Raw genomic sequence first — 22,881 nt, 5'->3', positions numbered from 1 at the left:
CCTAGCCATGGAGCACAGCATAAATGCGTTCGGCCAGGCCGCGATCAATGCCTTTGATCTGCATGAGCTCCTCCACACCCGCGGCCTCGACGCCCGCGAGGCCGCCGAACGCCTTCAGCAGCGCCGTGCGGCGACGCGCGCCGATGCCTGGCACGTCCTCCAGCACACTACGCTCGCGCGCCTTTTCGCGGCGCTTGCGGTGGCCGCTGATGGCAAATCGGTGCGCCTCGTCGCGAACTGCGGCGACGAGATGCAGTGCAGGTGATGCCGGACCAGGGTGCAGATGGCGGCCGGAGTCGGCGAGGATCAGGGTCTCTTCACCGGCGCGACGACCGGGGCCCTTGGCCACGCCGATCACGTGGATACCGGTGACGTTGAGTTCCTTCAGCACATCCAACGCCTGCGCCACCTGCCCGCTACCACCGTCGATCAGCAATACATCTGGACGGGCGCCCTCGCCCTCCGCGACCTTGCGGAAGCGGCGCACGAGGGCTTGGTGCATGGCGGCGTAGTCATCGCCGGGCGTAATGCCGCTGATGTTGAAACGACGGTAGTGGGACTTCTCTGGGCCTTCCGCACCGAATACCACACACGAGGCCACGGTCAGCTCACCCTGCGTGTGGCTGATATCGAAGCACTCCAGGCGGCGCGGCGGTTCGTCCAGTTCCAGCAGTTTCTGCAGGTCATCAAAGCGAGCCCCCAGCGTCTGCCGGCTGGCCAGGCGCGCGGTGAGCGAGGCCTGCGCATTGCGCTCGGCCATCTGCAGGAAGCGCGCCCGTTCGCCGCGCACGCTGGATTTCAGTTCGACCGTGCGCCCGGACTGCGCGGTCAGTAGTTCGGCCAGGATCGCCTGGTCCGGCACTGGCTCGCCAAGAATCAGTTCACGCGGCACGGGTCGATCGAGGTAGTACTGCGCGATGAACTGCTCCAGCACATCGGCGGGCTCGGCATCGAGCGGAAGGCGCGGAAAGAAATCGCGCGTGCCCAGGCTGATGCCGTTGCGGAAGAACAATACGCTGACGCACGCGATGCCCGCTTCAATGCGACAGGCGAGCACGTCCATATCGGCGCTGGCACCCTGCACATGATGCTGCGCCTGCAATTGCCGCAGCGCTGCGACCTGGTCGCGCATGGCCGCAGCTCGCTCGAACTCCAGCGCCTTGGCGGCCTGGTCCATCGAACCGGCCAGTTCGTCGATCACCGCGCTGCTGCGTCCTTCGAGGAACATTTCCGCATGGCGCACGTCGTTACGGTAGTCGTCCACGGTAATCAGCTTCACGCAAGGCGCCGTGCAACGACCGATCTGGTGTTGCAGGCAAGGTCGCGAACGGTTCTTGAAATAACTGTCCTCGCACTGACGCACCTTGAACAGCTTCTGCATCAGGTTGAGGCTTTCACGCACGGCGAACGTGCTCGGATACGGACCGAAATAGCGCCCCGGCATATTGCGCGCACCGCGATGAAAGGCGAGTCGCGGATAGTCCTCGCCGCCGGAGAGGTAGATATACGGATAGCTTTTGTCGTCGCGCAGCAGGATGTTGTAGCGCGGCTTGAGCGACTTGATCAGCTGCGATTCCAGCAGCAGCGCCTCGCCCTCGGTCCGCGTCAGCGTGATTTCCACGCGTGCGATCTGCGCCACCATGGCAGCGATGCGCGGCTCCATCCTGGGCTTCAGGAAGTAGCTGCCAACGCGCTTCTTCAGGTTGCCGGCCTTGCCCACGTACAGCAGATCGCCATCCGCGTCGAAGTAGCGATAGACGCCAGGCGAGGTCGTGAGGGTTTTGACGAAGGCCTTGCCGTCGAAGGCTTGCGGCGGTGAGGGCTGCATGGGCGAATTCTAGCCGGTTTCAGCTACCGCGCAGGCGCGCGATCAGTCCATCCACACCGTGCTCGGCCAGTCGTACAGCCTCGCGAAAGTCCGAGGCTTCGCCGAAGTAGGGATCGGGAAATTCCAGCGGCGAACGCACGCCGCTCCATGGCAGGAACAACTCGGGTCGCGAACCTTGCGATCGCCGCAGCTGCGCGAGTGCCTCCAGGTTATTGCGATCCATGGCCAGCACCCAGTCATACGTAAGGAAATCGTCCGCACGCACCTGCCGTGCCTGATGCAACGAAAGATCGTATCCCGCCGCCGCTGCCGCCTGCTGCATGCGCGCGTCGGCGCCCTTGCCCACGTGCCAGTTGCCGGTACCGCAGGAGGCCAGCACCACATCCAGCCCGGCCTCGACACAGCGCTGGCGCGCCACGGCTTCGACCAGGGGCGAGCGACAAATATTGCCCAAGCAAACGAACAGGACAGAGGTCGGCCGGTCTTTCAAAGGCATCAGGACAGTCTCCGATTGCATAGCCCGCTGCCATGCCTGCACGAGAGCTATGGGCGACTCACCGCCAACACAAGCTTGAGCACCTCAGCGTTGCGCGTCGCCATGGAGCACTGCAAGGATGGGTACGGAGGACCGACCATGGGCTGTCTGCCGTTACCGATACTTTTCGTAGTTGGCTTTCTGATCGGCAAGGCCGTGGGCGGTTCAAGCGGCGCGCTGTGGGGCGCCGGCATGGGGCTGGCGCTTGGCCTGTTGCTGGCAGGGCTGTTCATCGCGCTGGTCCGGCGCCGGCGCTGAATGCGCCAAGCATGGCTTGGCGCGCTCCAGGGCGATCGCGCGCCTGCTCGCCACCGGCGCGTTTTGCGGGATTCATTTGATTTTCGCGCTGAACTAGCGATGCTGTCGAAGTCGCAAGCACCCGGCCTGGGTTGATCGATGCGTTCGGAGGATATGGCCGATGTTTGTTCAAATCGGCGTACTCATCATTGCGACGAGCCTCGTGCAGCTCGCGATCGGCTTCTTCAACACCTTCCTTTCCCTGCGCTTGACCGCCGAGCATTTCGGCCCTGGATTGAACGGCCTCATCCTCAGCGCTTACTTTGCCGGCTTTACAGTTGGAGCGATGTTGAGCGGGCGCTTGATCCGGCGCATCGGGCATATCCGCTCCTACGCCGCCTTTGCCGGCATGGTGGTGGTGGCGACTGCCATCATTCCGCTGCTCGTCCAGCCCGTCGTCTGGATAGTCTGTCGCCTGATCGTCGGCGTCGGCTGCGTCGGGCTGTTCATCACGACGGAGTGTTGGCTAAACGCCAAGGCGCGCCCCGAACAGCGGGGCCGTGTGTTCTCCATCTACATGGTCGGCACCTTCGTGGCCCTTGCGATCGGGCAGTTGCTGATCAGCGTGGTGGTCATGGCATCGGCAGCTCCCTTCTTCATCATCATGGGGCTGTTCTCCTTCGCCCTGGTCATCATGAGCACGACGCGAGCGGAGGCACCGGGCCTCGCATCGGAGGGCACCCTGGGCCTGGCCGAGCTCACCCAGCGGGCGCCTACAGCCGTGATCGGCTGCGTGGTCGGCGGCCTGGTCAACAGCGCGTTCTACGCCTTGGTACCGGCGTGGATGCTGGATGCGGGTACCGATCAGTCGACCATTGCGATGTTCATGTTCGTCGCCGTACTCGGCGGGCTTGCCTTTCAAATACCCGTCGGCCGGCTTTCCGATCGTGGGGACCGACGCGTCGTGCTGATCGGTCTGGCGCTGGGCTTCTCGATGGTGGCCCTTTTGCTGGTGGTGCTACCTCATGCGTTAGTGATGGTGCTGCCGGCCGCGGCGCTGCTGGGCGGCTTCATGTCCACGCTCTATCCGGTCTGCGTCGCCCATGCGCTGGACCACATGATGGCCGATCGCATGGTTGCGGTCAGCGGAAAGCTGATCCTGGTGAATGGCATCGGCTCCGCGCTAGGCCCCTTGATCGGTTCAAGCGTCATGGCGCGGCTGGGCATCAATGGACTGCTCTACTTCATGGCCGTTGCGACGGCTGTGTTAGCGGCGTTGGTCGCCAGGCGCATCCGGCTGAGGGCGCCTCCCGCCCATGTCGCTCGCCCCTTCGGCATTCTCGATCCGATGACCGCGCCGATCATGCAGGAGCCGGAGGAGCGTCCTCGCGATTCAGCCGCTGTATGAAACTCAGCGAGGCTTGCATCAGCAACCCGGGTTTTAAAGCGTTCAGCCGCGCGCCAGCCACTGCTCCGCGCGTTCAAGATCGGCCAAGGTGTCGATGCCTGGCGGAAACGGTTCGGGCGTCAGGCGCACGGCAATGGCATGGCCGTGTTCGAGCACGCGCAACTGTTCCAGCGACTCTGCCTGCTCCAACGGCGTACGCGACAATTGCGTATAGCGCTTGAGGAAGCCCGCGCGATAGGCGTAGATGCCGATATGTCGCAGGAACGGCACTTCGGCCGGCAGTACGTCGCGATGCACGGCAAACGCATCGCGCGCCCAGGGCAAGGGCGCACGGCTGAAGTACAAGGCCCGGCCATTCGACATGCGCACGAGCTTCACCACGTTGGGATCGAACAGCTCGTGTGCTTCCGTGATCGGCGTTGCCAAGGTCGCGACTGGCGCATCATCGTCGGCCAGCGCACGTGCCACTTCGCGGATACCCGCAGCGGGAGCAAACGGTTCGTCGCCTTGCAGGTTCACCACGATGGCGTCATCGGGCCAGCCGTAGTGGACCGCGCACTCGGCCAAACGGTCGCTGCCCGATGCATGATCGCTACGGGTCATGCATACCTCAACGCCCTGCCCGGCCAGGGCATCGGCGATGCGCTGGTCGTCCACGGCGACGACGACCTGGGTCGCCCCTGCCTGCAACGCGCGCTGCGCCACCCGCACCACCATCGGCACGTCGGCAATCTCGCGCAACGGCTTGGCCGGCAGACGCGTTGAGCCGTAACGGGCGGGGATGGCGACGATGAACGGCGGGGTGTCAGCGGACATGGCGACCTCTCGGTGAGGCTGGAAGCCTAGCTGCAAGTGCGGCGGGAAACGAGGGGCGGGTCAGTTTGCTGGGTTCAGGGCAAAGCCGCAGCTATTGGCCAGTTCGAGAAAGCCTGGAAACGAAGTCGCGACGTTGCCGCAATCGTTGAGGCGGATGGCATCACGGGCGATCAGCCCGGCGACGGCAAAACTCATCGCGATGCGATGATCGCCATGACTCTCGATGCTGCCACCGCCAATGGCGCCGCCCTCGATGATGGCGCCATCCGGCGTCTCTTCGATCTTCGCATCAATCGCACGCAAGCCAGTCGCCATGGTGGCGATGCGATCCGATTCCTTGACGCGCAGTTCGGCAGCGCCGCGCACCACGGTACGACCGGTGGCGGCCGTCGCGGCGATAAAGAGCACCGGAAACTCGTCGATCATGTCCGGCACCAGCGCCTCGGGCAGTTCGATGCCATGCAGCGGGGCATGGCGCACCAGCAGGTCACCGACCGGTTCGCCACCGCTCTCGCGCGGATTCTCGATGCGGATATCGGCGCCCATCAAGCGCAAGGCATACAGCAAGCCCGTGCGACGCGGATTCAAGCCCACCGCCGGCAGATGCAGTTCGGAACCCGGCACGATGCTGGCTGCCACCAGGAAGAACGCTGCCGATGAGAAATCGGCGGGCACGTCCACGTCGGTGGCGCGCAGCACATGGCCACCGCTCAGGCGCGCACGGCCTGGCTCGAAATCGATTGGCCAACCAAAGGCCGCCAGCATGCGCTCCGTGTAGTCGCGCGTGGGGTGCGGCTCGATGACCCGGGTTTCGCCTTGCGCGTACAAACCGGCAAGCAACAGCGCCGACTTCACCTGGGCGCTCGCCACCGGCAGCGTGTATTCAATACCGTGCAGCGCCTGGCGGCCGTGCACGTGCAGCGGCGGCAAGCCATCACGACTGTCGATCTTCGCGCCCATCGTGGCCAACGGATCGGTGACGCGGCGCATCGGCCGCTTCGACAGCGACTCGTCGCCCACCAAGGTACTATCGAAGGCCTGCCCCGCAAGGAGTCCTGCCAACAAGCGCATGCCCGTGCCGGCATTGCCGCAGTCCAAAGGCTGCGCTGCACCACGCAAGCCATGCAGGCCGACGCCATGCACGCGACGCTCGCCCTCGGCGCGCGTTTCGATACACACGCCAAGTTGTTGCAGCACGGCGGCGGTGGCACGCGTGTCCTCACCTTCGAGGAAGCCACGGATATGCGATGTGCCATCCGCCAGCGCACCCAGCATCAGGGCACGGTGCGATACCGATTTATCGCCGGGGACGCGCACACTGCCTTGCAGCGCGCGGCCGGCATGACTGATCCAGTCGAGTCGACTCACGATGAATTCTCCGGCAGCCGCTCCAAAGCGACCGCATACATATCAGGGCAAGGCCACCGGGTAGGAACCGAGCACGCGTACCTTGGTCGCGGCCGAGCCCATTTCCTGCATCGCCGCCTGCATGGGCTCGTCGTGGACGTGGCCCGAGACGTCGATAAAGAACGCGTACTGCCACTTGCCCGAATGTGCGGGGCGCGACTCGATGCGATTGAGGCTGAGCCCGTGCTTGGCGAACGGGCTCAGCACGTCATACAGCGCACCTGGCTTATCGTTCACCGTGATGAGCAAGGACGTACGGTCGTTGCCCGACGGCGGAAACAGCGATCGGCCAATCACCAGGAAGCGCGTGGTGTTGTCCGCGCGGTCCTCGATGGCCTGGGCCACGGTCTTGAGCCCGTAAACGCGGCCGGCGGTTTCGCCTGCGATGGCACCCGCGTCATCCGCATGACGCGCAAGCCGAGCCGCTTCGGCATTACTGCTTACTGCGATGCATTCCACGCCCGGCAGGTTGATGCGCAACCAGGTTTTGCACTGCTGCAGCGACTGCGCATGCGCATAGACGCGCTTGATGTCCTCGAGCTTGCCGCTCAGGGAATGCAGGCACTGATGCACGCGCAACTCGACCTCGCCACAAATGGTGGCGTCGGAAGTGAGGAACATGTCCAGGGTCACCTGGATCATGCCCTGCCCGGAGTTCTCTACCGGCACCACGCCGAAATCGGCATGGCCGGCGGCCACTTCCTGGAATACTTCCTCAATACTGCCCAGCGGCAAGCCGTAGGCCGCGTGACCGAAGTGCTTGCGCACCGCCTGTTCGCTGAAGGTGCCTTCTGGCCCCAGGAAACCGACCTTGAGCGGATCTTCCTGTGCCAGGCAGGACGACATGATCTCGCGGAACAGGCGCACCATTTCCGTATCGGACAACGGGCCGTGGTTGCGATCCACCACCATGCGCAACACATGCGCCTCGCGCTCGGGGCGGTAATAGTCAATCGCCGAAAGCCCCTCGCCCTTGACGCGCGCCACTTCCTGCGCCCAACCGGCACGCTCCGAGATCAGCTGCTGGATTTGCTGATCGATACTGTCGATGCGCTCGCGCACATCGGAAAGCGAGGATTTCTTGTCGGTCATGTCTTGGCGCTACGGAAGGAAAGATGTCCAAACAGTGAACCGGGGATAGTCTTTGATATGCAGACTCATGCGCAACCGTTTCATCCGTGACGTTTGGCGAAATCGTCCATAAAGGCCACCAGCGCTTGCACAGCCTCCAACGGCACCGCGTTATAGATCGAGGCTCGCATGCCGCCCAGCGCCTTGTGCCCCTTGAGCGCGAGTAGGCCTGCGGCCTCGGATTCCCTGAGGAAATCGGTATCCAGGGCACTGTCGTGCAGGGTAAACGGTATATTCATCCGCGAACGCGACGCGTGCTCGACCGGGCTGCGGTAGTAGCCGCCCGAGCTTTCGATGGTCCCATACAGCAACTCCGCCTTGGCGAGATTGCGCTCGCGCATCGCCACCAGGCCACCCTGCTCCTTCAGCCACTGGAAGGTGAGGCCTGCCAGGTACCAGCCCCAGGTGTTGGGGGTATTGAGCATGGAGTCGTTCGCCGCATGATCCGCGTAACGGAAGATGCGCGACATCGGACGTGTAGCCCGCTGCAACAGATCACGGCGGACAATCATTACCACCAGCCCCGATGGACCGATGTTCTTCTGGGCGCCGGCATAGATCAGGCCGAAGCGCGAAATGTCTAGTGGCTCGGACAGGATGTTGGACGACATGTCCGCCACCAGCGGGACATCGCCCACCTCGGGAATATCGTGAAACTCGACACCGTGGATGGTTTCGTTGGGCGTGTAGTGCACATAGGCGGCGCGCGGATCCAGTTGCCACGTATCACGCGGCGGCAGACGCAAGTAATGCTGATCCTTGCTGCTGGCCGCGATATTCACCGTCACGTAGGGCGCGGCTTCGCTCACGGCCTTTTCGCCCCAATGCCCGGTGACGATGTAGTCGGCGCTGTCACCCTCGCCGGCTAGGTTCATCGGAATCTGGCCGAAATGCTGGGTCGCGCCACCTTGCAGGAACAGCACGGCGTAATCGGCGGGAATCGCCAGCAACTCGCGCAGATCGGCCTCGGCCTGCTGGGCCAACCCCATGAACAGCTTGCCTCGGTGGGAGAGCTCCATCACCGAGGCGCCGCAGCCCTGCCAGTCCAGTAGTTCGCGCTGGGCGCGTTCAAGTACCGCCTGCGGCATCGCCGCCGGGCCTGCGCTGAAATTCCAGAGTCTGCTCACTGACCGACGGCGCCTTCATGGGAGGAATCACCGCATTATGCCGCGTCGCAGCAATGCATCGTCAACCGGATCGTTGATGCCTCTGAACGGCCCCGCCCTGCGCCTTAGAAGCGCACCAACAAGGCAACGGCGATGCCCAGCGCCAGCACGGCCGCGGTGGCGATCAACCACCACACTTCACCACGCGGACCGGCATCTTCCTCTGGCAGGTGCGCATGAGGCGGCTCCGGCCTGATGATCTCGGGCTCCAGCTCCAGCCCGGGGGCGTCGACCACGAAACGGTGCATCGCCAGACCAATCTGGTCGCCTGGACGCAAGGCTGCCTGTGTCACCACCACGCCGTTGACGCGCAACGGATAACGGGCAGATGGCTGACCCGCCTCGAGCATGAGCTGCCCGTCACGCCAGAAAACGGCTAGTGACGCCACTTCGCCCTGGGGCAGCTCCAGTGGAAAGCGACCCATGGGCCCCAGCTCCAGCTTGTCCTGCAGCGACAGCACGCGACCCGACAGCGACCCGGCCATAGCACGCAAGGCAACCGTGCAGCGGCCTTCCGCCGGCACGGTCACGGGTGGGGTGTGGGCAGGCTCCTCATCGACCCGCAGCAACATGCGGCAATCACCAACGCTCAACACATCACCGGCGCGCAGCAAGGCTTTCTCGCGCACGGGCCGAGCGTTCACATAGACGCGATTGCCTTGCGGCAAGACCTGCAGCACCCAACCGCGACGGTCGAGCTGGATGCGCAAATGGTGCTCGCCAGCCTGATGGCCGGCCAGTATCAGATCGTTGTCCGGTGCGCTGCCGATCCGCAATGCGGGGGCATCCCAGTGGAAATCCTCTCGGGCCGAATTGGAAAACTCGATACGCATCGGTGAACCAGTCGATAGACGCCGGGACTCTAACAGATGCTTGCATTGTCTCCGAGCGCATCTGGCTTACCATGCGCATTTGCCGATTCGGAGCTTATCCATGCCCAAGATTGACATCCATCGACCGCACCAGCTGCCCCTCGCCGAGGCCCGTGCCGTGGTCGACAAGGTAGCGGCGCGCATGCACGAGAAATTTGGCATGGAAGGCCAGTGGCAAGGCGATACCCTGCGTTTTTCCCGTCCGGGAGTGGCTGGAAGTATCGCGGTGGCCAGCGACGCCATCCACGTGAAAGCCGAGCTGGGCATGATGCTGGCGCCCCTGAAGGGCATGGTCGAGCAGGAGATCCGCCGCAAGCTCGACGAGCACTTCGGCTGATGATTCTTTAACCATTCCAGTTTCCGTGGCATAATCGACCGCTTAAGCGGCCATGACGGCCCCAATCGCACCCACCGGAACGCATGGCCAAAGACGACGTCATTGAAATGGAAGGCACGGTCCAAGAGACCCTGCCCAACACCATGTTCCGCGTGCAGCTGGAGAACGGCCACGTCATTACGGCCCATATCTCCGGGCGCATGCGCAAGCATTACATCCGCATCCTCACTGGCGACAAGGTGAAGGTGGAGATGACCCCGTACGACCTGACCAAGGGCCGTATCACCTACCGCATGAAGTAATCGAGCGGCCCGCTGTAGGAGCGCACTCTGTGCGCAATCATGGCGTTACCGCTACGTAGGATTTTCGCGCACAAGGGTGCGCTCCTACGAAAAAAAGGCCGCGCTGTAAGCGCGGCCTTTTTGTGTTGCCCTCAACAAAGCCGGCGCACCGGTCAGCTCACCACGGCAGGAACGGCCTCTGCCGCCTCGGTGGCGACGACCAGTTCGCCGTCATGCACGCTCAGGCTCACCTTGCCACCCTCCGCCAACTTGCCGAACAGCAGTTCGTCGGCCAGCGGACGCTTCACCTTCTCCAGGATCACGCGAGCCATCGGGCGCGCGCCCATCTGCGGATCGAAGCCGTGCTCGGCCAACCAGCGGCGGGCATCGGCGTCGACGTCCAGGCTCACATGTTTCTCGGTGAGTTGGGATTCCAGTTCGATTAGGAACTTGTCGACCACGCGAAGAATGTGATCGAAGTCCAGCGCATTGAACTGGATGATTGCATCCAGGCGGTTGCGGAACTCCGGCGTGAACGAACGACGGATCACTTCCATCGCATCCATTGAGTGGTTCTGCTTGACGAAGCCGATACCACGGCGCGAAGCCTGCTGAGCGCCAGCGTTGGTGGTCATCACCACCACGACGTTCTTGAAGTTCGCTTCACGGCCGTTGGTGTCGGTCAGCACACCGCGGTCCATCACCTGCAGCAAGATGTTGAATACATCCGGATGCGCCTTCTCGATCTCGTCCAGCAGCAACACCGCATGCGGATGCTTGGTCACGGCTTCGGTGAGCAGGCCTCCCTGGTCGAAACCGACGTAGCCCGGAGGGGCACCGACCAGGCGCGACACCGAGTGGGCTTCCATGTACTCGGACATGTCGAAGCGGATCATCTCGATGCCCAACTGCATGGCCAGCTGCTTGGTGACCTCGGTCTTGCCGACGCCGGTGGGACCGGCCAGCAGGAAGCAACCGATCGGCTTGGACGGGTCGGCCAGGCCCGAACGGGCCATCTTGATGGAAGCAGCCAAGGCCTCGATCGCCGGGTCCTGACCGAACACCACCATCTTGAGGTTGCGCTCCAGGTTGCGCAGCACATCACGATCGGAGGCCGACACCTGCTTGGCTGGGATACGCGCCATCTTGGCCACAATGTATTCCACTTCCGGCACGTCGACCTTGCCGGTGCGCTGGTCGATCGGCAGCAGGCGTTGACGTGCGCCGGCCTCGTCGATCACGTCGATGGCCTTGTCCGGCAGCAGACGGTCGGGGATGTGCTTCACCGACAGATCCACGGCGGCTTTCAGTGCCTCTATCGTGTAGGCCACGTTGTGGTGTTCTTCGAAGCGCGAACGCAAGCCCTTGAGTATCTCGAAGCTGTCCGCCACGGTCGGCTCGACCACGTCGATCTTCTGGAAGCGACGAGCCAGCGCGCGATCCTTCTCGAAGATGCCCCGGAATTCCTGGAACGTGGTGGAACCGATGCAGCGCAGCTCGCCCGAGGCCAGCATGGGCTTGATCAGGTTGCTCGCATCCATGGTGCCGCCCGAAGCGGAACCGGCACCGATGATGGTGTGAATCTCGTCAATGAACAGGATCGCACCCGTCTGCTTCTTGAGCTGGCCGATCACCGCTTTCAGGCGCTTCTCGAAATCGCCACGGTACTTGGTGCCGGCAACCAGGGCGCCGAGATCCAGCGACCAGATGGTGGCGTTTTCCAGTACCTCGGGCACGTCGCCGTCCACGATGCGCTTGGCCAAGCCCTCGGCCAGCGCGGTCTTGCCTACGCCGGCTTCACCGACATAAAGCGGGTTGTTCTTGCGGCGACGGCACAGCACCTGGATGGTGCGCTCGATCTCGTCCTGGCGACCGATCAGCGGATCGATCTTGCCTTCCAGCGCCAGCTCGTTGAGGTTGCTGGCGTATTCACTCAGCGGATTGCCCCGGGGCTCACCGTCTTCGCTATCGCGCTCGCCACCGGGCATGCTCTGCGACGGCTCGTCGCCGATCTTGGCGATGCCGTGCGAGATGTAATTAACCACGTCGAGACGAGTGATCTCCTGCTGGTGCAGGAAATACACCGCATGCGAATCCTTCTCGCCGAAAATAGCCACCAGCACATTGGCGCCAGTGACTTCCTTACGGCCGGAAGACTGCACATGGTAGACAGCGCGCTGCAAAACGCGCTGGAAGCCGAGCGTGGGCTGGGTATCGCGTTCGTCGCCGTGCGGCAGTACCGGCACGGTCTCGGCGATGATTTTTTCCAGCTCGCGCGTCAGCCGCGGCAGATCCACGCCGCAGGCACGCAGGGCACCCAGTGCCGACTGGTTATCCGTAAGTGCGAGCAGCAGGTGTTCCACCGTCATGAACTCATGACGCTGCTCGCGGGCCTGTTTGTAGCACTGGCCGATGGTGACTTCGAGATCCTTGCTGAACATCCGGACCTACTCCGCTAAGTGGCAGGCGGGCTATACCGCGATGGCTACAAAATGGGGACGCTTAGAGCTTTTCCATAGTGCACAACAAAGGGTGTTGATGAGCACGTGAATATTCGTTTACCTGAGTCACCTTGGTCTCTGCAACCTCCCGGGTAAAGACGCCACAAACCCCCTTGCCACGGGTATGGACGTGAAGCATGACCTGTACCGCCCGCTCCTGATCCAGGCTGAAGAAGCTGCGCAGCACCTCGACCACGAAATCCATCGGGGTGAAGTCGTCGTTCAGCAGCACCACCTGGAACAGGGGTGGACGAGCCACCTCCGGCCTTGAGGTTTCCAGCGCCAGGCCGTGACCGCTGCCTTGTTCGTGTTCGGGTTCGTGAGCCATGGGTTCTACGTGAAATATCCTGGGGAAAAGTATACCGCCGCAGCCCCGATGCCGGCCCGAACTGCTGGACCCGGGTTACCGTCGCCGGCAGGTTGTCTTCAGGTGATGGCACAATGACTACTTTTCCAGTGCCTTTGCCGGCGCCATTTATCCCCCATGGCCGATTCCGCATTCCCCTCCTCCCCGTCCGTCTGGTGCCCGCACGTCACTGTGGCGTGCGTCGTGGCCGATGGCGACCGCTTCCTGATGGTGGAAGAAGAAGTAAACGGCCGTCTTGCCTATAACCAGCCAGCTGGCCATTTGGATGACAAGGAAAGCCTGGTCAGCGCCGCCGTGCGCGAAACCCTGGAAGAAACCGGCTGGACGGTCGAGCTGGAACACCTGATCGGCATCCATCAATGGCGTAGCACCGAGCACGGCGACGGCGTGGTGCGTTTCAGCTTTGCCGCCCGGCCGCTAGGCCACGACCCAAAGCGTCCGCTCGATACCGGCATCCTGCGCGCCCTGTGGATGACCCGGGACGAGATCGTGGCCCTGGGTGACCGCCTGCGCAGCCCGCTGGTGCTGATGAGCATCGATGCATGGCTGGCCGGGCATCGTCTCCCGCTGACCGCGCTGCACAGCCTGCTGGTGGAGGATCGTTACCCGTGAAGGTGATGCTCGGCATATCCGGCGGCGTCGATTCCTCGGTGGCCGCCCTGCTGTTGCAACAGGCCGACTGTGAGGTCGAAGGCCTGTTCATGCAGAACTGGGAAGAAGACGACCGCGACGGCCCCTGCACGACCGATGCCGACCGCAAGGACGCCGTCGCGGTTTGCGGTCGGCTGGGCATCCCGTTCCACGCGCGCAACTTCGCCGCCGAATACTGGGATGGCGTGTTCGAACACTTCCTGGCCGAATACCGGGCCGGCCGCACGCCCAACCCGGACGTGCTGTGCAACCGTGAAATCAAGTTCAAGACGTTTCTGGACGAAGCCCGTGCGCTTGGGGCCGACAAGATCGCCACTGGCCACTACGCCCGCGTGGACTTTCACAACGGCAAATACCGGTTGTTGCGCGCCGTGGACGCCGCCAAGGACCAGACCTACTTCTTGCACGCGCTAGGCCAGCAGCAGTTGGCCGCTACGCTGTTTCCGGTGGGCGAGATCGAGAAGTCGCGAGTGCGCCAGATGGCCCTCGAAGCGTCTCTACCGACCCACGCAAAGAAGGACTCCACCGGTATCTGCTTTATCGGTGAGCGCGATTTTCGCAGTTTCCTCGCCCAGTACATTCCCGCCCAGCCCGGTCCCATGCGCACGCCCCAAGGCGAGACCGTGGGCGAGCACCAGGGCGCCATGTATTACACGCTTGGGCAACGCAATGGCCTGGGCATCGGTGGCCGCCACGGAGCCAGCGGCGACGCCTGGTATGTGGTGGGTAAGGATGTGGCCAGGAATATTCTGTACGTGGCTCAGGGCGGTGAGAACCACTGGCTGTATTCGAGCCGCTTGCTCACCGAACGGCCGAGCTGGGTGGCAGGCGAGCCCTCTGCCGCGCGCTTCCGCTGCAGTGCCAAGACACGCTATCGCCAGCAGGATCAAACGTGCGAAGTCATCGTGCACGCAGACCACCTGGAAGTGATCTTTGACGAACCCCAGCGCGCGGTTACCCCAGGACAGTCGGTCGTGTTCTATGACGGCGATGCCTGCCTCGGCGGCGCTGTGATCGAGCGCACCGATGCACCGTACGGCGGCTGGAATGATGAAACCGCGTTGTCTCCCTCCATCCTCTGCGAGTCGATCCCCGGTGCTTGAAGCCTTTGCCATGAATGAAGAGCGCGTGCTGGCCCTGGCCGGCCTGTTCCAGGCCACCGGGTTGGCCCAGCAGCTCGCCAACGAAGGTCGCTGCGACGAAACCGCCATGGCCTCCAGCATCGGCAGCGTATTCCGCATCGATGCCCCGTCGGTGGTCGGCGTCTACGGCGATGTGTCCGGCGTGCGCCTGGGTCTGCGCCAGCTGATTACCTTGCTCGACGAGAACAACCGCGACGTCGCGATCACGCGCATGGCGTTTACGGTGATCCGGCTGGAACGAAGCCTGTCCCGCCGTCCGGACCTGCTCGACCGATTGCAGCAGGGCATCGTCGCCGCGCAACGCCAGGTGGAACACTTCGGTCCGGAGTCACCGCAGGTGGTCAGCCGACTGGCCGAGCTCTACGCCAGCACCCTTTCAACGCTGAAGCCGCGCGTGATGGTGACGGGTAATCCGCAGCAGCTGCAGCAGCCGAACGTGGTGGAAAAGGTGCGCGCAAACCTGCTCGCCGCGGTGCGTTCGGCGGTGTTGTGGCGACAGTTGGGTGGGCGCCAGTGGCAGATGCTGCTGTATCGGCGCCAGTGCAGCATGCTGGCGCGTGGGTTGTTGACGGGGTCCACCATCAACAATACGTGATGGTCCGAGGCTTGCGCAGCCACGATTTCCGACGCGCTGCGCTCCTTCTCCCCTGCGGGGAGAAGGTTGGGATGAGGGGCGGGTGCTTGCGATCACGCGACAGCCGAGCCTCTCCGCCAGCTTGCCGCTTACGCAGCGGGCGTTCCGAACCGCTGCCGCGGTCCGGGTCACTTTTCTTTTGCTGGCCCAAAAGAAAAGTAACCCAAAGAAAATGGCCTTAGGAGCTCATAGCATTGCGAAAGATACGAGCCTGACGGGCGTGGCCAGACAGATTAGGTTGCGGCCCACGGCCTATACACAGCGGCTACACCGCAACGCGCCGAGGCGCAGAGGGCTTAAGGCGTGGATGGTTGGTGGGTATCTGAGCGGCGGGACACCGCAAGCGTTTCGACCGTCGGCCAAGCCTGCTTTAAGTCCTCACCGCCTTGGCGCGTTGCGGGGTAGCCGCTGTGTCTCGCCGTGGGCAGCCAACTGTCTGCTCGCGTAAACCCTCCAACGCTTCTATCCGACGGAGTGCTACCAGCTCTTGAGGCCATTTTCTTTGGGTTACTTTTCTTTTGGGCCAGCAAAAGAAAAGTGACTCGAGCGCCGGCAGGCGATCGAAACGCCCGCTGCGTAAGCGGCATGCTGGCCACAACGCTCAGTTGTCGCAAGATCGCAAGCCCCGCCCCTCATCCCAACCTTCTCCCCGGAGGGGAGAAGGGGCTAAGAGCGGGTGGCTCGGCGCTCGAACAGAGCGAAAGGGCGCTACGCGCCCTCACCCACCAACTTCAACCCCGGCCGCTGCTTCGCCAACCGCCGCAACAACAAAGCAAACGCCTGCAAGTCGCTGCTCCACGGCGAGGCCTCGCGCCAATAGAGCGCGATTTCGCGCCCCGTCGCCTGCCCCTTGATCTTCGAAAGAACGATATCCGGCATCGACGCAAGGCGATCGTGGGCGAGCGCGGGCACCAGCGCATAGCCGCCACGCAGGCCAACCAGGGCCGCGAGGCTTTCCAGGCTGACGTCCTGCACATGGCCACCACCGAGCACATCATCCGCGTGGCTTTCCATCATCAAGGTGGCTTCACTGGGATCGAGTTGATCGAGTGCGACGCTGCGCTTGCCCGCCAGCGCATGGTCGGCACGCAGCATTAGCTCCCACGGCTCGAAGAACAGCGGCCGCATCGCCGTACCACTGAGCGGCGTCACGCGCGGCGCCAGCACAGCATCCAGCTCACCTTCGTTCAAGCGTCGCAGCAACCCACGCGGCTTACCTTCGGACAGGCTCAAACGTGTGCCGGGAAAGTGCTGCGGAAACGGCTCGATCAGGTGCGGCAGAAGATAAGGGCCTAGCGAGGCCGGGACACCCAAGCGCAACTCGCCGCCAAAGGCCACCTCACCCGCACGGGCCACCTGCTGCAACAGTTCGGCGGAAGCCAGCACGGCGTCAATCTGCTCCAGCAAGCGTTGCCCGCCAGCGGTCGGCACCACGCGCCGACCGCCACGCTCGAACAGCGGCGCACCTAGCGCCTGCTCCACCTTTTGCACTTGATGCGAAAGACCAGAGGGGCTGATGTGCATCGCACGCGCCGCGCTGTTGAAACTGCCGTGGCGGCGCACGGCCTGCACCAGCATCAGGTCACGCAGCGAGACTACCGATAAGTGAGTGGAGATCATCCGTGCTGCCTGTCGTCTCGCTGTGTCATCGTGAAGCATAAACGACGAAGCCCGGCACAGGGCCGGGCTTCGAGGGACTTTCTTTACAACACTCAGGCGGTGACGGTGTCGGCGACCTGCTGGTAATCGGCGATCTGGTCGAAGTTCATGTACTTGTAGATCTTGTCCCCGTTGGCGTTGATCACGCCGACGTCGGTCATGTACTCCGCCTTGGTCGGGATGCGACCCAGACGCGAGCAGATCGCGGCCAGTTCGGCCGAACCCAGGTACACGTTGGAGTTCTTGCCCAGGCGGTTGGGGAAGTTGCGGGTCGAGGTGGAGAACACCGTGGCACCCTCGCGCACCTGGGCCTGGTTACCCATGCACAGCGAGCAACCCGGCATTTCCATGCGGGCGCCGGCGGTGCCGAGCACGCCGTAGTGGCCTTCCTCGGTCAGCTGCTGCTGGTCCATCTTGGTCGGCGGGGCCACCCACAGCTTGGTCGGGATGTCGCGCTTGCCTTCCAGCAGCTTCGACGCCGCGCGGAAGTGTCCGATATTGGTCATGCACGAACCGATGAACACTTCGTCGATGGTGGCGCCGGCCACATCGGACAAGGTCTTCACATCGTCCGGGTCATTCGGGCAGGCCACGATCGGCTCGTGCACGTCAGCCAGGTCGATTTCGATCACCGCGGCGTATTCGGCATCGGCATCGCGCTCCATCAGCTTCGGATCGGCCAGCCACGCTTCCATCGCCTTGATGCGGCGCTGCAAGCTGCGGGCGTCCTTGTAGCCCTGGGCGATCATGTACTTCAGCAGGGTGATGTTGCTGGTGATGTATTCGATGATCGGCGCCTTGTCGAGGTGCACCGTGCAGCCGGCAGCGGAACGCTCGGCCGAGGCATCGGACAGCTCGAACGCCTGCTCCACCTTGAGGTTCGGCAGACCTTCGATTTCCAGGATGCGACCGGAGAAAATGTTCTTCTTGCCCTGCTTGGCGACCGTGAGCAGATCCTGCTTGATGGCGTAAAGCGGGATGGCGTTGACCAGGTCACGCAAGGTGACGCCCGGCTGCAACTCGCCCTTGAAGCGCACGAGCACGGATTCAGGCATATCCAACGGCATCACACCGGTGGCAGCGGCAAACGCCACCAGGCCGGAGCCGGCCGGGAACGAAATGCCGATAGGGAAACGCGTGTGGCTGTCGCCGCCGGTACCGACGGTGTCGGGCAGCAGCATGCGGTTGAGCCAGGAGTGGATCACGCCGTCGCCAGGGCGCAGCGAAATGCCGCCACGGGTGCTGATGAATTCCGGCAGCGTGTGGTGGGTTTTCACGTCCACCGGCTTCGGATAGGCCGCGGTGTGGCAGAACGACTGCATCACCAGATCGGCGGAGAAGCCCAGGCAGGCCAGGTCCTTCAGCTCGTCGCGGGTCATCGGACCGGTGGTGTCCTGCGAACCCACCGAGGTCATCTTCGGCTCGCAATAGGTACCCGGGCGCACGCCCTGGCCTTCCACCAGACCGCAGGCGCGGCCGACCATCTTCTGCGCCAGCGTGAAGCCCTTACCCGTATCGACCGGCTGCTGCGGCAGGCGGAACAGGGTGGACACCGGCAGGCCCAGCGCTTCGCGCGCCTTGGCGGTGAGGCCACGGCCAACGATCAGCGGAATGCGGCCACCGGCGCGCACTTCGTCGAACAGCACGTCCGACTTCACCTGGAACTCGGCGATGACCTGGCCGTTCTTCAACGCCTTGCCGTCATATGGGCGCAGCTCGACGACATCGCCCATCTCCATCTGGGAGACGTCGAGCTCGATCGGCAGCGCGCCGGCGTCTTCCATGGTGTTGTAGAAGATCGGGGCGATCTTGCTGCCCAGGCACACGCCGCCGAAGCGCTTGTTCGGAATGAACGGAATATCTTCACCGGTCCACCACAGCACCGAATTGGTGGCCGACTTACGGCTGGAGCCGGTGCCGACCACGTCGCCCACGTAGGCGACCAGATGGCCCTGCTTGGTGAGATCCTGGATCTGCTGGATCGGGCCGCGCTTGCCGTCTTCTTCCGGCTGGAACGGCGCGCCGTCGCGCTTGTTCTTCAACATGGCCAGCGCGTGCAGCGGGATGTCCGGGCGCGTGGTGGCATCCGGCGCTGGCGACAGGTCGTCGGTATTGGTCTCGCCGGGCACCTTGAACACGGTGATGGTCAGGCTCTGCGGCACTTCCGGACGGCTGGTGAACCACTCGGCATCGGCCCAGCTCTGCAGCACGCCCTTGGCGTTGGCATTACCCTTGTCGGCCTTGTCCTTGACGTCATGGAAGGCGTCGAACATCAGCAAGGTCTTCTTGAGCGCATCGGCGGCGATCACACCGACCTGCGCATCGTCGAGCAGCTCGATCAGCGGATGGATGTTGTAGCCGCCCAGCATGGTGCCCAGCAACTCGGTGGCCTTTTCGCGGGAGATCAGCGCGCACCGCTCGGTACCGAACGCCACGGCCGCCAGATACGACGCCTTCACCTTGGCCGCATCGTCCACGCCAGCCGGCACGCGATGGGTGACCAGATCGACCAGGAAGGCTTCCTCGCCCGCGGGCGGGTTCTTCAGCAGCTCGATCAGGTCAGCGGTCTGCGGGGCCAACAACGGCAGCGGCGGAATACCCAGCGCGGCGCGCTCGGCAACATGTTGGCGGTAGGCGTTTAGCATGTGATCTCGTCCGATGAACTACGAAAGAGGCAGCGTGCGTCTGTTTGCACAGGCGCCGAGGAGTCGCTGGCGTAAGCCGAATCCGCGTGGCCGCTACCGACGCGCGACAAGGCGCAAAACCTTGCCTTGATGCCGTTTTTTGGCGGCACATAACCCGCTTATTTTGCCAGCCGCGGGGTAGTGCCCGCAACGCAAAGCAACGCTTCCGGCAGCGTTCGAAATCTTGCAATGGCGTGGTGCTGGAATGACGGCGGCGGGCGCTTGCACACTAGGCACCCCACCCCAAGCTGTTGGCTACCCACCCGACTCACGCTTTTTTCTTGCAATAACGCTCACACTGGCTGTTCTAGGATCACTGGGCTGCGCCACGTGCGCTCGCTCGACTTTGGCAACAGGAGCCCTACCCATGCTGGATTCATTCGCCACCCGCGACACCCTCAAGGTCAACGGCAGCTCTTACCAGATCGCCAGCCTGACCAAACTCGGTCAACGCTTCGACCTCAAGACCCTGCCCTATTCGCTGAAGATCCTGCTGGAAAACCTGTTGCGCCATGAGGACGGCCTCAATGTGACCACGAAGGAAATCGAGGCGGTCGCCAACTGGAACGCCAAGGCCGAGCCCGACACTGAAATCTCCTTCATGCCGGCGCGCGTGGTGCTACAGGATTTCACGGGCGTGCCCTGCGTGGTCGACCTGGCCGCTATGCGCGATGCCGTAGTGAAGCTGGGCGGTAATGCCAACCAGATCAATCCGCTGGCCCCGGCCGAACTGGTGATCGACCATTCGGTGCAGGTCGATGTCTATGGCTCGGCGTCGGCGCTCGAGCAAAACGTCGAGATCGAGTTCCATCGCAACCAGGAACGCTACTCGTTCCTGCGCTGGGGCCAGAAGGCCTTCAACAACTTCAAAGTGGTGCCGCCCCGTACCGGCATCGTGCATCAGGTGAACCTGGAGCATCTGGCCCGGGTCGTGTTCACGGCGGAGAAGGATGGCCAGGCGTGGGCCTATCCGGACACCGTGTTCGGCACCGACTCCCATACCACCATGATCAATGGCATCGGCGTGCTGGGCTGGGGCGTCGGCGGCATCGAAGCGGAGGCAGCCATGTTGGGCCAGCCGTCCTCGATGTTGATTCCCCAGGTGGTCGGCTTCAAGCTCAAGGGCAAGCTGTCCGAAGGTGTTACCGCCACCGACCTGGTGCTCACGGTGACCCAGATGCTGCGCAAGCTGGGCGTGGTCGGCAAGTTCGTCGAGTTCTTCGGCGACGGCCTCAAGCACCTACCGCTGGCCGATCGCGCCACCATCGCCAATATGGCGCCGGAGTATGGCGCGACCTGCGGCATCTTCCCGGTCGATCAGGAAGCGCTGAACTATATGCGTCTATCCGGCCGCGACGAAGCGCAGATCACCCTGGTCGAGGCTTACGCCAAGGCCCAGGGCCTGTGGCATGACGAAAACGCGCACGAGCCGCGCTTCAGCACCACGCTGGAGCTGGATCTGGCCGATGTAAGGCCCTCGTTGGCTGGCCCGAAGCGCCCGCAGGATCGCGTGTTGCTCGAAGGCGTGCAGAAGAGCTTCAAAGACGCCGTCGGCCCGCTAACCGCCAACCGCAAGCCGAGGAATGGCGACACCGCGAACTTCGCCAATGAAGGTGGTGCAACCGCCATCGGCAACCCGGCCAACGACATCACGGATACCGGTGTGCGCGTCGAGATGCATGGCGAGAGTTTCAAGCTGGGCGACGGTGCAGTCGTCATTGCCGCGATTACCTCGTGCACCAATACGTCCAACCCGGCGGTCATGCTCGGCGCCGGCCTGGTCGCCAAGAAAGCCGCCGCCAGGGGGCTGAAGGCGCAGCCGTGGGTGAAGACCTCGATTGGCCCGGGCTCGCTGGTGGTCACCGACTATCTTGAGAAGACCGGCCTGCTCAAGGAACTGGAAAAAGTCGGCTTCTATATCGTCGGCTATGGCTGCACCACGTGTATCGGCAACTCCGGCCCGCTGCCGCCTGAGATCAGCCGAGGCGTGGCCGAAGGTGATCTTGCCGTCGCCTCGGTGCTGTCAGGCAACCGCAACTTCGAAGGCCGCGTGCACCCCGAAGTGAAGATGAACTATCTGGCCTCGCCGCCGCTGGTGGTGGCCTACGCACTGGCCGGCACGCTCGATATCGACCTGACCAAGGATGCCCTCGGCACCGGCAGCGATGGCAAGCCGGTGTATCTGAAGGATATCTGGCCCAGCAACAAGGAAATCTCCGACACCATCGCCGGTGCGATCAATCCGCAAATGTTCCAGAAGAACTATGCGGACGTCTTCAAGGGCGACAGCCGCTGGAACCAGATCGCCTCGCCGGACGGCGACCTGTTCCGCTGGGACGATTCCACCTATATCAAGAATCCGCCGTACTTCGATGGCATGAGTGCGCAGCCCGGCACCATCGAGGACATCCATGGCGCACGTGTGCTCGGCCTGTTCGGCGACTCGATCACCACCGACCACATCTCGCCTGCCGGTTCGATCAAGAAGGACAGCCCGGCGGGCCGCTTCCTGATTTCCAAGGGTGTGGACCCGAAGGACTTTAACTCCTACGGCTCGCGCCGGGGCAACGACGACGTGATGGTGCGCGGCACCTTCGCCAACATCCGCATCAAGAACCTGATGCTCAATGGGGTCGAAGGCGGCTACACGCTGCACGTACCGTCGGGCGAGCAGTTGGCCATCTACGACGCGGCCATGAAGTACAAAACGGAGAAGACGCCGCTGGTGGTGCTGGCTGGCAAGGAATACGGCACAGGCTCGTCGCGTGACTGGGCCGCCAAGGGCACCTTGCTCTTGGGCGTGAAGGCGGTGATCACCGAGAGCTTCGAGCGCATTCATCGCTCCAACCTGGTTGGCATGGGCGTGCTGCCGTGCCAGTTCGAGGATGGCCAGAACGCGCAGTCGCTTGGCCTTACCGGCAAGGAGACCTTCGACATCACCGGTCTCGCCGGTGGCGAATCGAAGACCGCCAAGGTCACCGCGACGGCCGCCGATGGCAGCAAGAAGGAGTTCACCGTGAAGGTGCTGTTGCTGACGCCGAAGGAACGCGAGTTCTTCCGCCATGGCGGCATCCTGCAATACGTGCTTCGCCAGCTCGCCAGCAAGAAGGCGGCCTGAGTTTCACGCAAACGGCCGTTCGCCTGAAGAAAACGCCGCCACCGCGCGGCGTTTTCGTCGCCGGCCGCTCCCCCTGCAGGCGCGCACCCGGTGCGCGAAAGCCTGCC

Annotated in this window: 19 protein-coding genes; 8 read left to right on the top strand and 11 right to left on the bottom strand. The window is 63.4% G+C overall.

Annotated features, from left to right (window positions below; all coding sequences use genetic code 11):
• Position 1: 1 nt before the first annotated feature.
• Positions 2-1,828 carry an excinuclease ABC subunit UvrC gene (gene uvrC / locus OUZ30_RS08585; RefSeq protein WP_266181807.1) on the bottom strand — a complete coding sequence of 609 codons (1,827 nt, stop codon included), beginning with the start codon at positions 1,826-1,828 and terminating at the stop codon, positions 2-4.
• Positions 1,829-1,847: 19 nt separating this feature from the next.
• Entirely contained in the window at positions 1,848-2,324 is a 477-nt protein-coding gene (locus tag OUZ30_RS08580) for a low molecular weight protein-tyrosine-phosphatase (protein WP_266181806.1), read from the bottom strand.
• A 138-nt stretch (positions 2,325-2,462) separates the two neighbouring features.
• Between OUZ30_RS08580 and OUZ30_RS08575 the strand changes: the two genes are divergently transcribed.
• Together OUZ30_RS08575 and OUZ30_RS08570 are read left to right on the top strand one after the other, a co-directional pair.
• Positions 2,463-2,621: a hypothetical protein gene (locus OUZ30_RS08575; protein ID WP_266181805.1), complete on the top strand. Its 159-nt coding sequence runs from the start codon at positions 2,463-2,465 to the stop codon at positions 2,619-2,621.
• Positions 2,622-2,781: 160 nt separating this feature from the next.
• Complete coding sequence (locus OUZ30_RS08570) at positions 2,782-4,008, top strand: MFS transporter (protein WP_266181804.1); 1,227 nt, start codon at positions 2,782-2,784, stop codon at positions 4,006-4,008.
• Between the two features lie 42 nt (positions 4,009-4,050).
• Here the strand turns inward: OUZ30_RS08570 and kdsB are convergent, their stop codons facing one another.
• The 5 genes from kdsB to OUZ30_RS08545 form a co-directional block, all read right to left on the bottom strand.
• The gene (gene kdsB, locus OUZ30_RS08565; protein WP_266181803.1) at positions 4,051-4,824 is read right to left on the bottom strand and encodes a 3-deoxy-manno-octulosonate cytidylyltransferase; all 774 of its coding nucleotides are present in this window, start codon (positions 4,822-4,824) and stop codon (positions 4,051-4,053) included.
• Between the two features lie 60 nt (positions 4,825-4,884).
• Entirely contained in the window at positions 4,885-6,195 is a 1,311-nt protein-coding gene (gene aroA / locus OUZ30_RS08560) for a 3-phosphoshikimate 1-carboxyvinyltransferase (protein WP_425601510.1), read from the bottom strand.
• Between the two features lie 39 nt (positions 6,196-6,234).
• Positions 6,235-7,323, bottom strand: coding sequence for a prephenate dehydratase (pheA, locus tag OUZ30_RS08555; RefSeq protein WP_266181801.1), 1,089 nt, complete (start codon positions 7,321-7,323; stop codon positions 6,235-6,237).
• Positions 7,324-7,403: 80 nt separating this feature from the next.
• Positions 7,404-8,489 carry a 3-phosphoserine/phosphohydroxythreonine transaminase gene (serC, locus tag OUZ30_RS08550; protein ID WP_266181800.1) on the bottom strand — a complete coding sequence of 362 codons (1,086 nt, stop codon included), beginning with the start codon at positions 8,487-8,489 and terminating at the stop codon, positions 7,404-7,406.
• A gap of 104 nt (positions 8,490-8,593) precedes the next feature.
• Positions 8,594-9,361, bottom strand: a complete 768-nt coding sequence (locus OUZ30_RS08545) for an FHA domain-containing protein (protein WP_266181799.1) — start codon at positions 9,359-9,361, stop codon at positions 8,594-8,596.
• 100 nt (positions 9,362-9,461) lie between these two features.
• Between OUZ30_RS08545 and OUZ30_RS08540 the strand changes: the two genes are divergently transcribed.
• Entirely contained in the window at positions 9,462-9,737 is a 276-nt protein-coding gene (locus OUZ30_RS08540) for a polyhydroxyalkanoic acid system family protein (protein WP_266181798.1), read from the top strand.
• Positions 9,738-9,820: 83 nt separating this feature from the next.
• Positions 9,821-10,039, top strand: coding sequence for a translation initiation factor IF-1 (gene infA / locus OUZ30_RS08535; protein ID WP_019466733.1), 219 nt, complete (start codon positions 9,821-9,823; stop codon positions 10,037-10,039).
• A gap of 152 nt (positions 10,040-10,191) precedes the next feature.
• Here the strand turns inward: infA and clpA are convergent, their stop codons facing one another.
• Both clpA and clpS read right to left on the bottom strand, forming a co-directional pair.
• Positions 10,192-12,459, bottom strand: a complete 2,268-nt coding sequence (gene clpA / locus OUZ30_RS08530; RefSeq protein WP_266181797.1) for an ATP-dependent Clp protease ATP-binding subunit ClpA — start codon at positions 12,457-12,459, stop codon at positions 10,192-10,194.
• A 61-nt stretch (positions 12,460-12,520) separates the two neighbouring features.
• Positions 12,521-12,847, bottom strand: coding sequence for an ATP-dependent Clp protease adapter ClpS (clpS, locus tag OUZ30_RS08525; RefSeq protein ID WP_074546739.1), 327 nt, complete (start codon positions 12,845-12,847; stop codon positions 12,521-12,523).
• A gap of 156 nt (positions 12,848-13,003) precedes the next feature.
• Here clpS and OUZ30_RS08520 point away from each other — a divergent pair, with 156 nt between their 5' ends.
• Genes OUZ30_RS08520 through hflD form a run of 3 tightly spaced genes read left to right on the top strand, consistent with a single transcriptional unit; the run spans position 13,004 to position 15,274 of the window.
• Complete coding sequence (locus tag OUZ30_RS08520) at positions 13,004-13,498, top strand: NUDIX hydrolase (protein ID WP_266181796.1); 495 nt, start codon at positions 13,004-13,006, stop codon at positions 13,496-13,498.
• Entirely contained in the window at positions 13,495-14,640 is a 1,146-nt protein-coding gene (gene mnmA / locus OUZ30_RS08515) for a tRNA 2-thiouridine(34) synthase MnmA (RefSeq protein ID WP_345781043.1), read from the top strand. Before OUZ30_RS08520 ends, mnmA begins: the two co-directional genes overlap by 4 nt.
• 10 nt (positions 14,641-14,650) lie before the next feature.
• Positions 14,651-15,274 carry a high frequency lysogenization protein HflD gene (gene hflD / locus OUZ30_RS08510; protein WP_266181795.1) on the top strand — a complete coding sequence of 208 codons (624 nt, stop codon included), beginning with the start codon at positions 14,651-14,653 and terminating at the stop codon, positions 15,272-15,274.
• Positions 15,275-16,021: 747 nt separating this feature from the next.
• On the opposite strand, the gene OUZ30_RS08505 is transcribed toward hflD, so the two are convergent.
• Together OUZ30_RS08505 and OUZ30_RS08500 are read right to left on the bottom strand one after the other, a co-directional pair.
• On the bottom strand, positions 16,022-16,933 hold the full coding sequence (locus OUZ30_RS08505; RefSeq protein ID WP_266181794.1) for a LysR family transcriptional regulator: 912 nt from the start codon (positions 16,931-16,933) through the stop codon (positions 16,022-16,024).
• Between the two features lie 92 nt (positions 16,934-17,025).
• A complete protein-coding gene (locus tag OUZ30_RS08500) occupies positions 17,026-19,617 on the bottom strand; it encodes a bifunctional aconitate hydratase 2/2-methylisocitrate dehydratase (protein ID WP_266181793.1) in 2,592 nt (863 codons plus the stop codon).
• 406 nt (positions 19,618-20,023) lie between these two features.
• On the opposite strand from OUZ30_RS08500, the gene acnA reads away from it, so the two are divergent.
• Complete coding sequence (gene acnA, locus OUZ30_RS08495) at positions 20,024-22,774, top strand: aconitate hydratase AcnA (RefSeq protein WP_266181792.1); 2,751 nt, start codon at positions 20,024-20,026, stop codon at positions 22,772-22,774.
• Positions 22,775-22,881: the final 107 nt, after the last annotated feature.

It is taken from the genome of Dyella humicola, from assembly GCF_026283945.1.
Classification (GTDB): Bacteria; Pseudomonadota; Gammaproteobacteria; order Xanthomonadales; family Rhodanobacteraceae; genus Dyella; species Dyella humicola.
The sequence above is the reverse complement of the archived record's forward strand: the minus strand, read 5'-3'. Positions and strand labels throughout refer to the sequence as shown.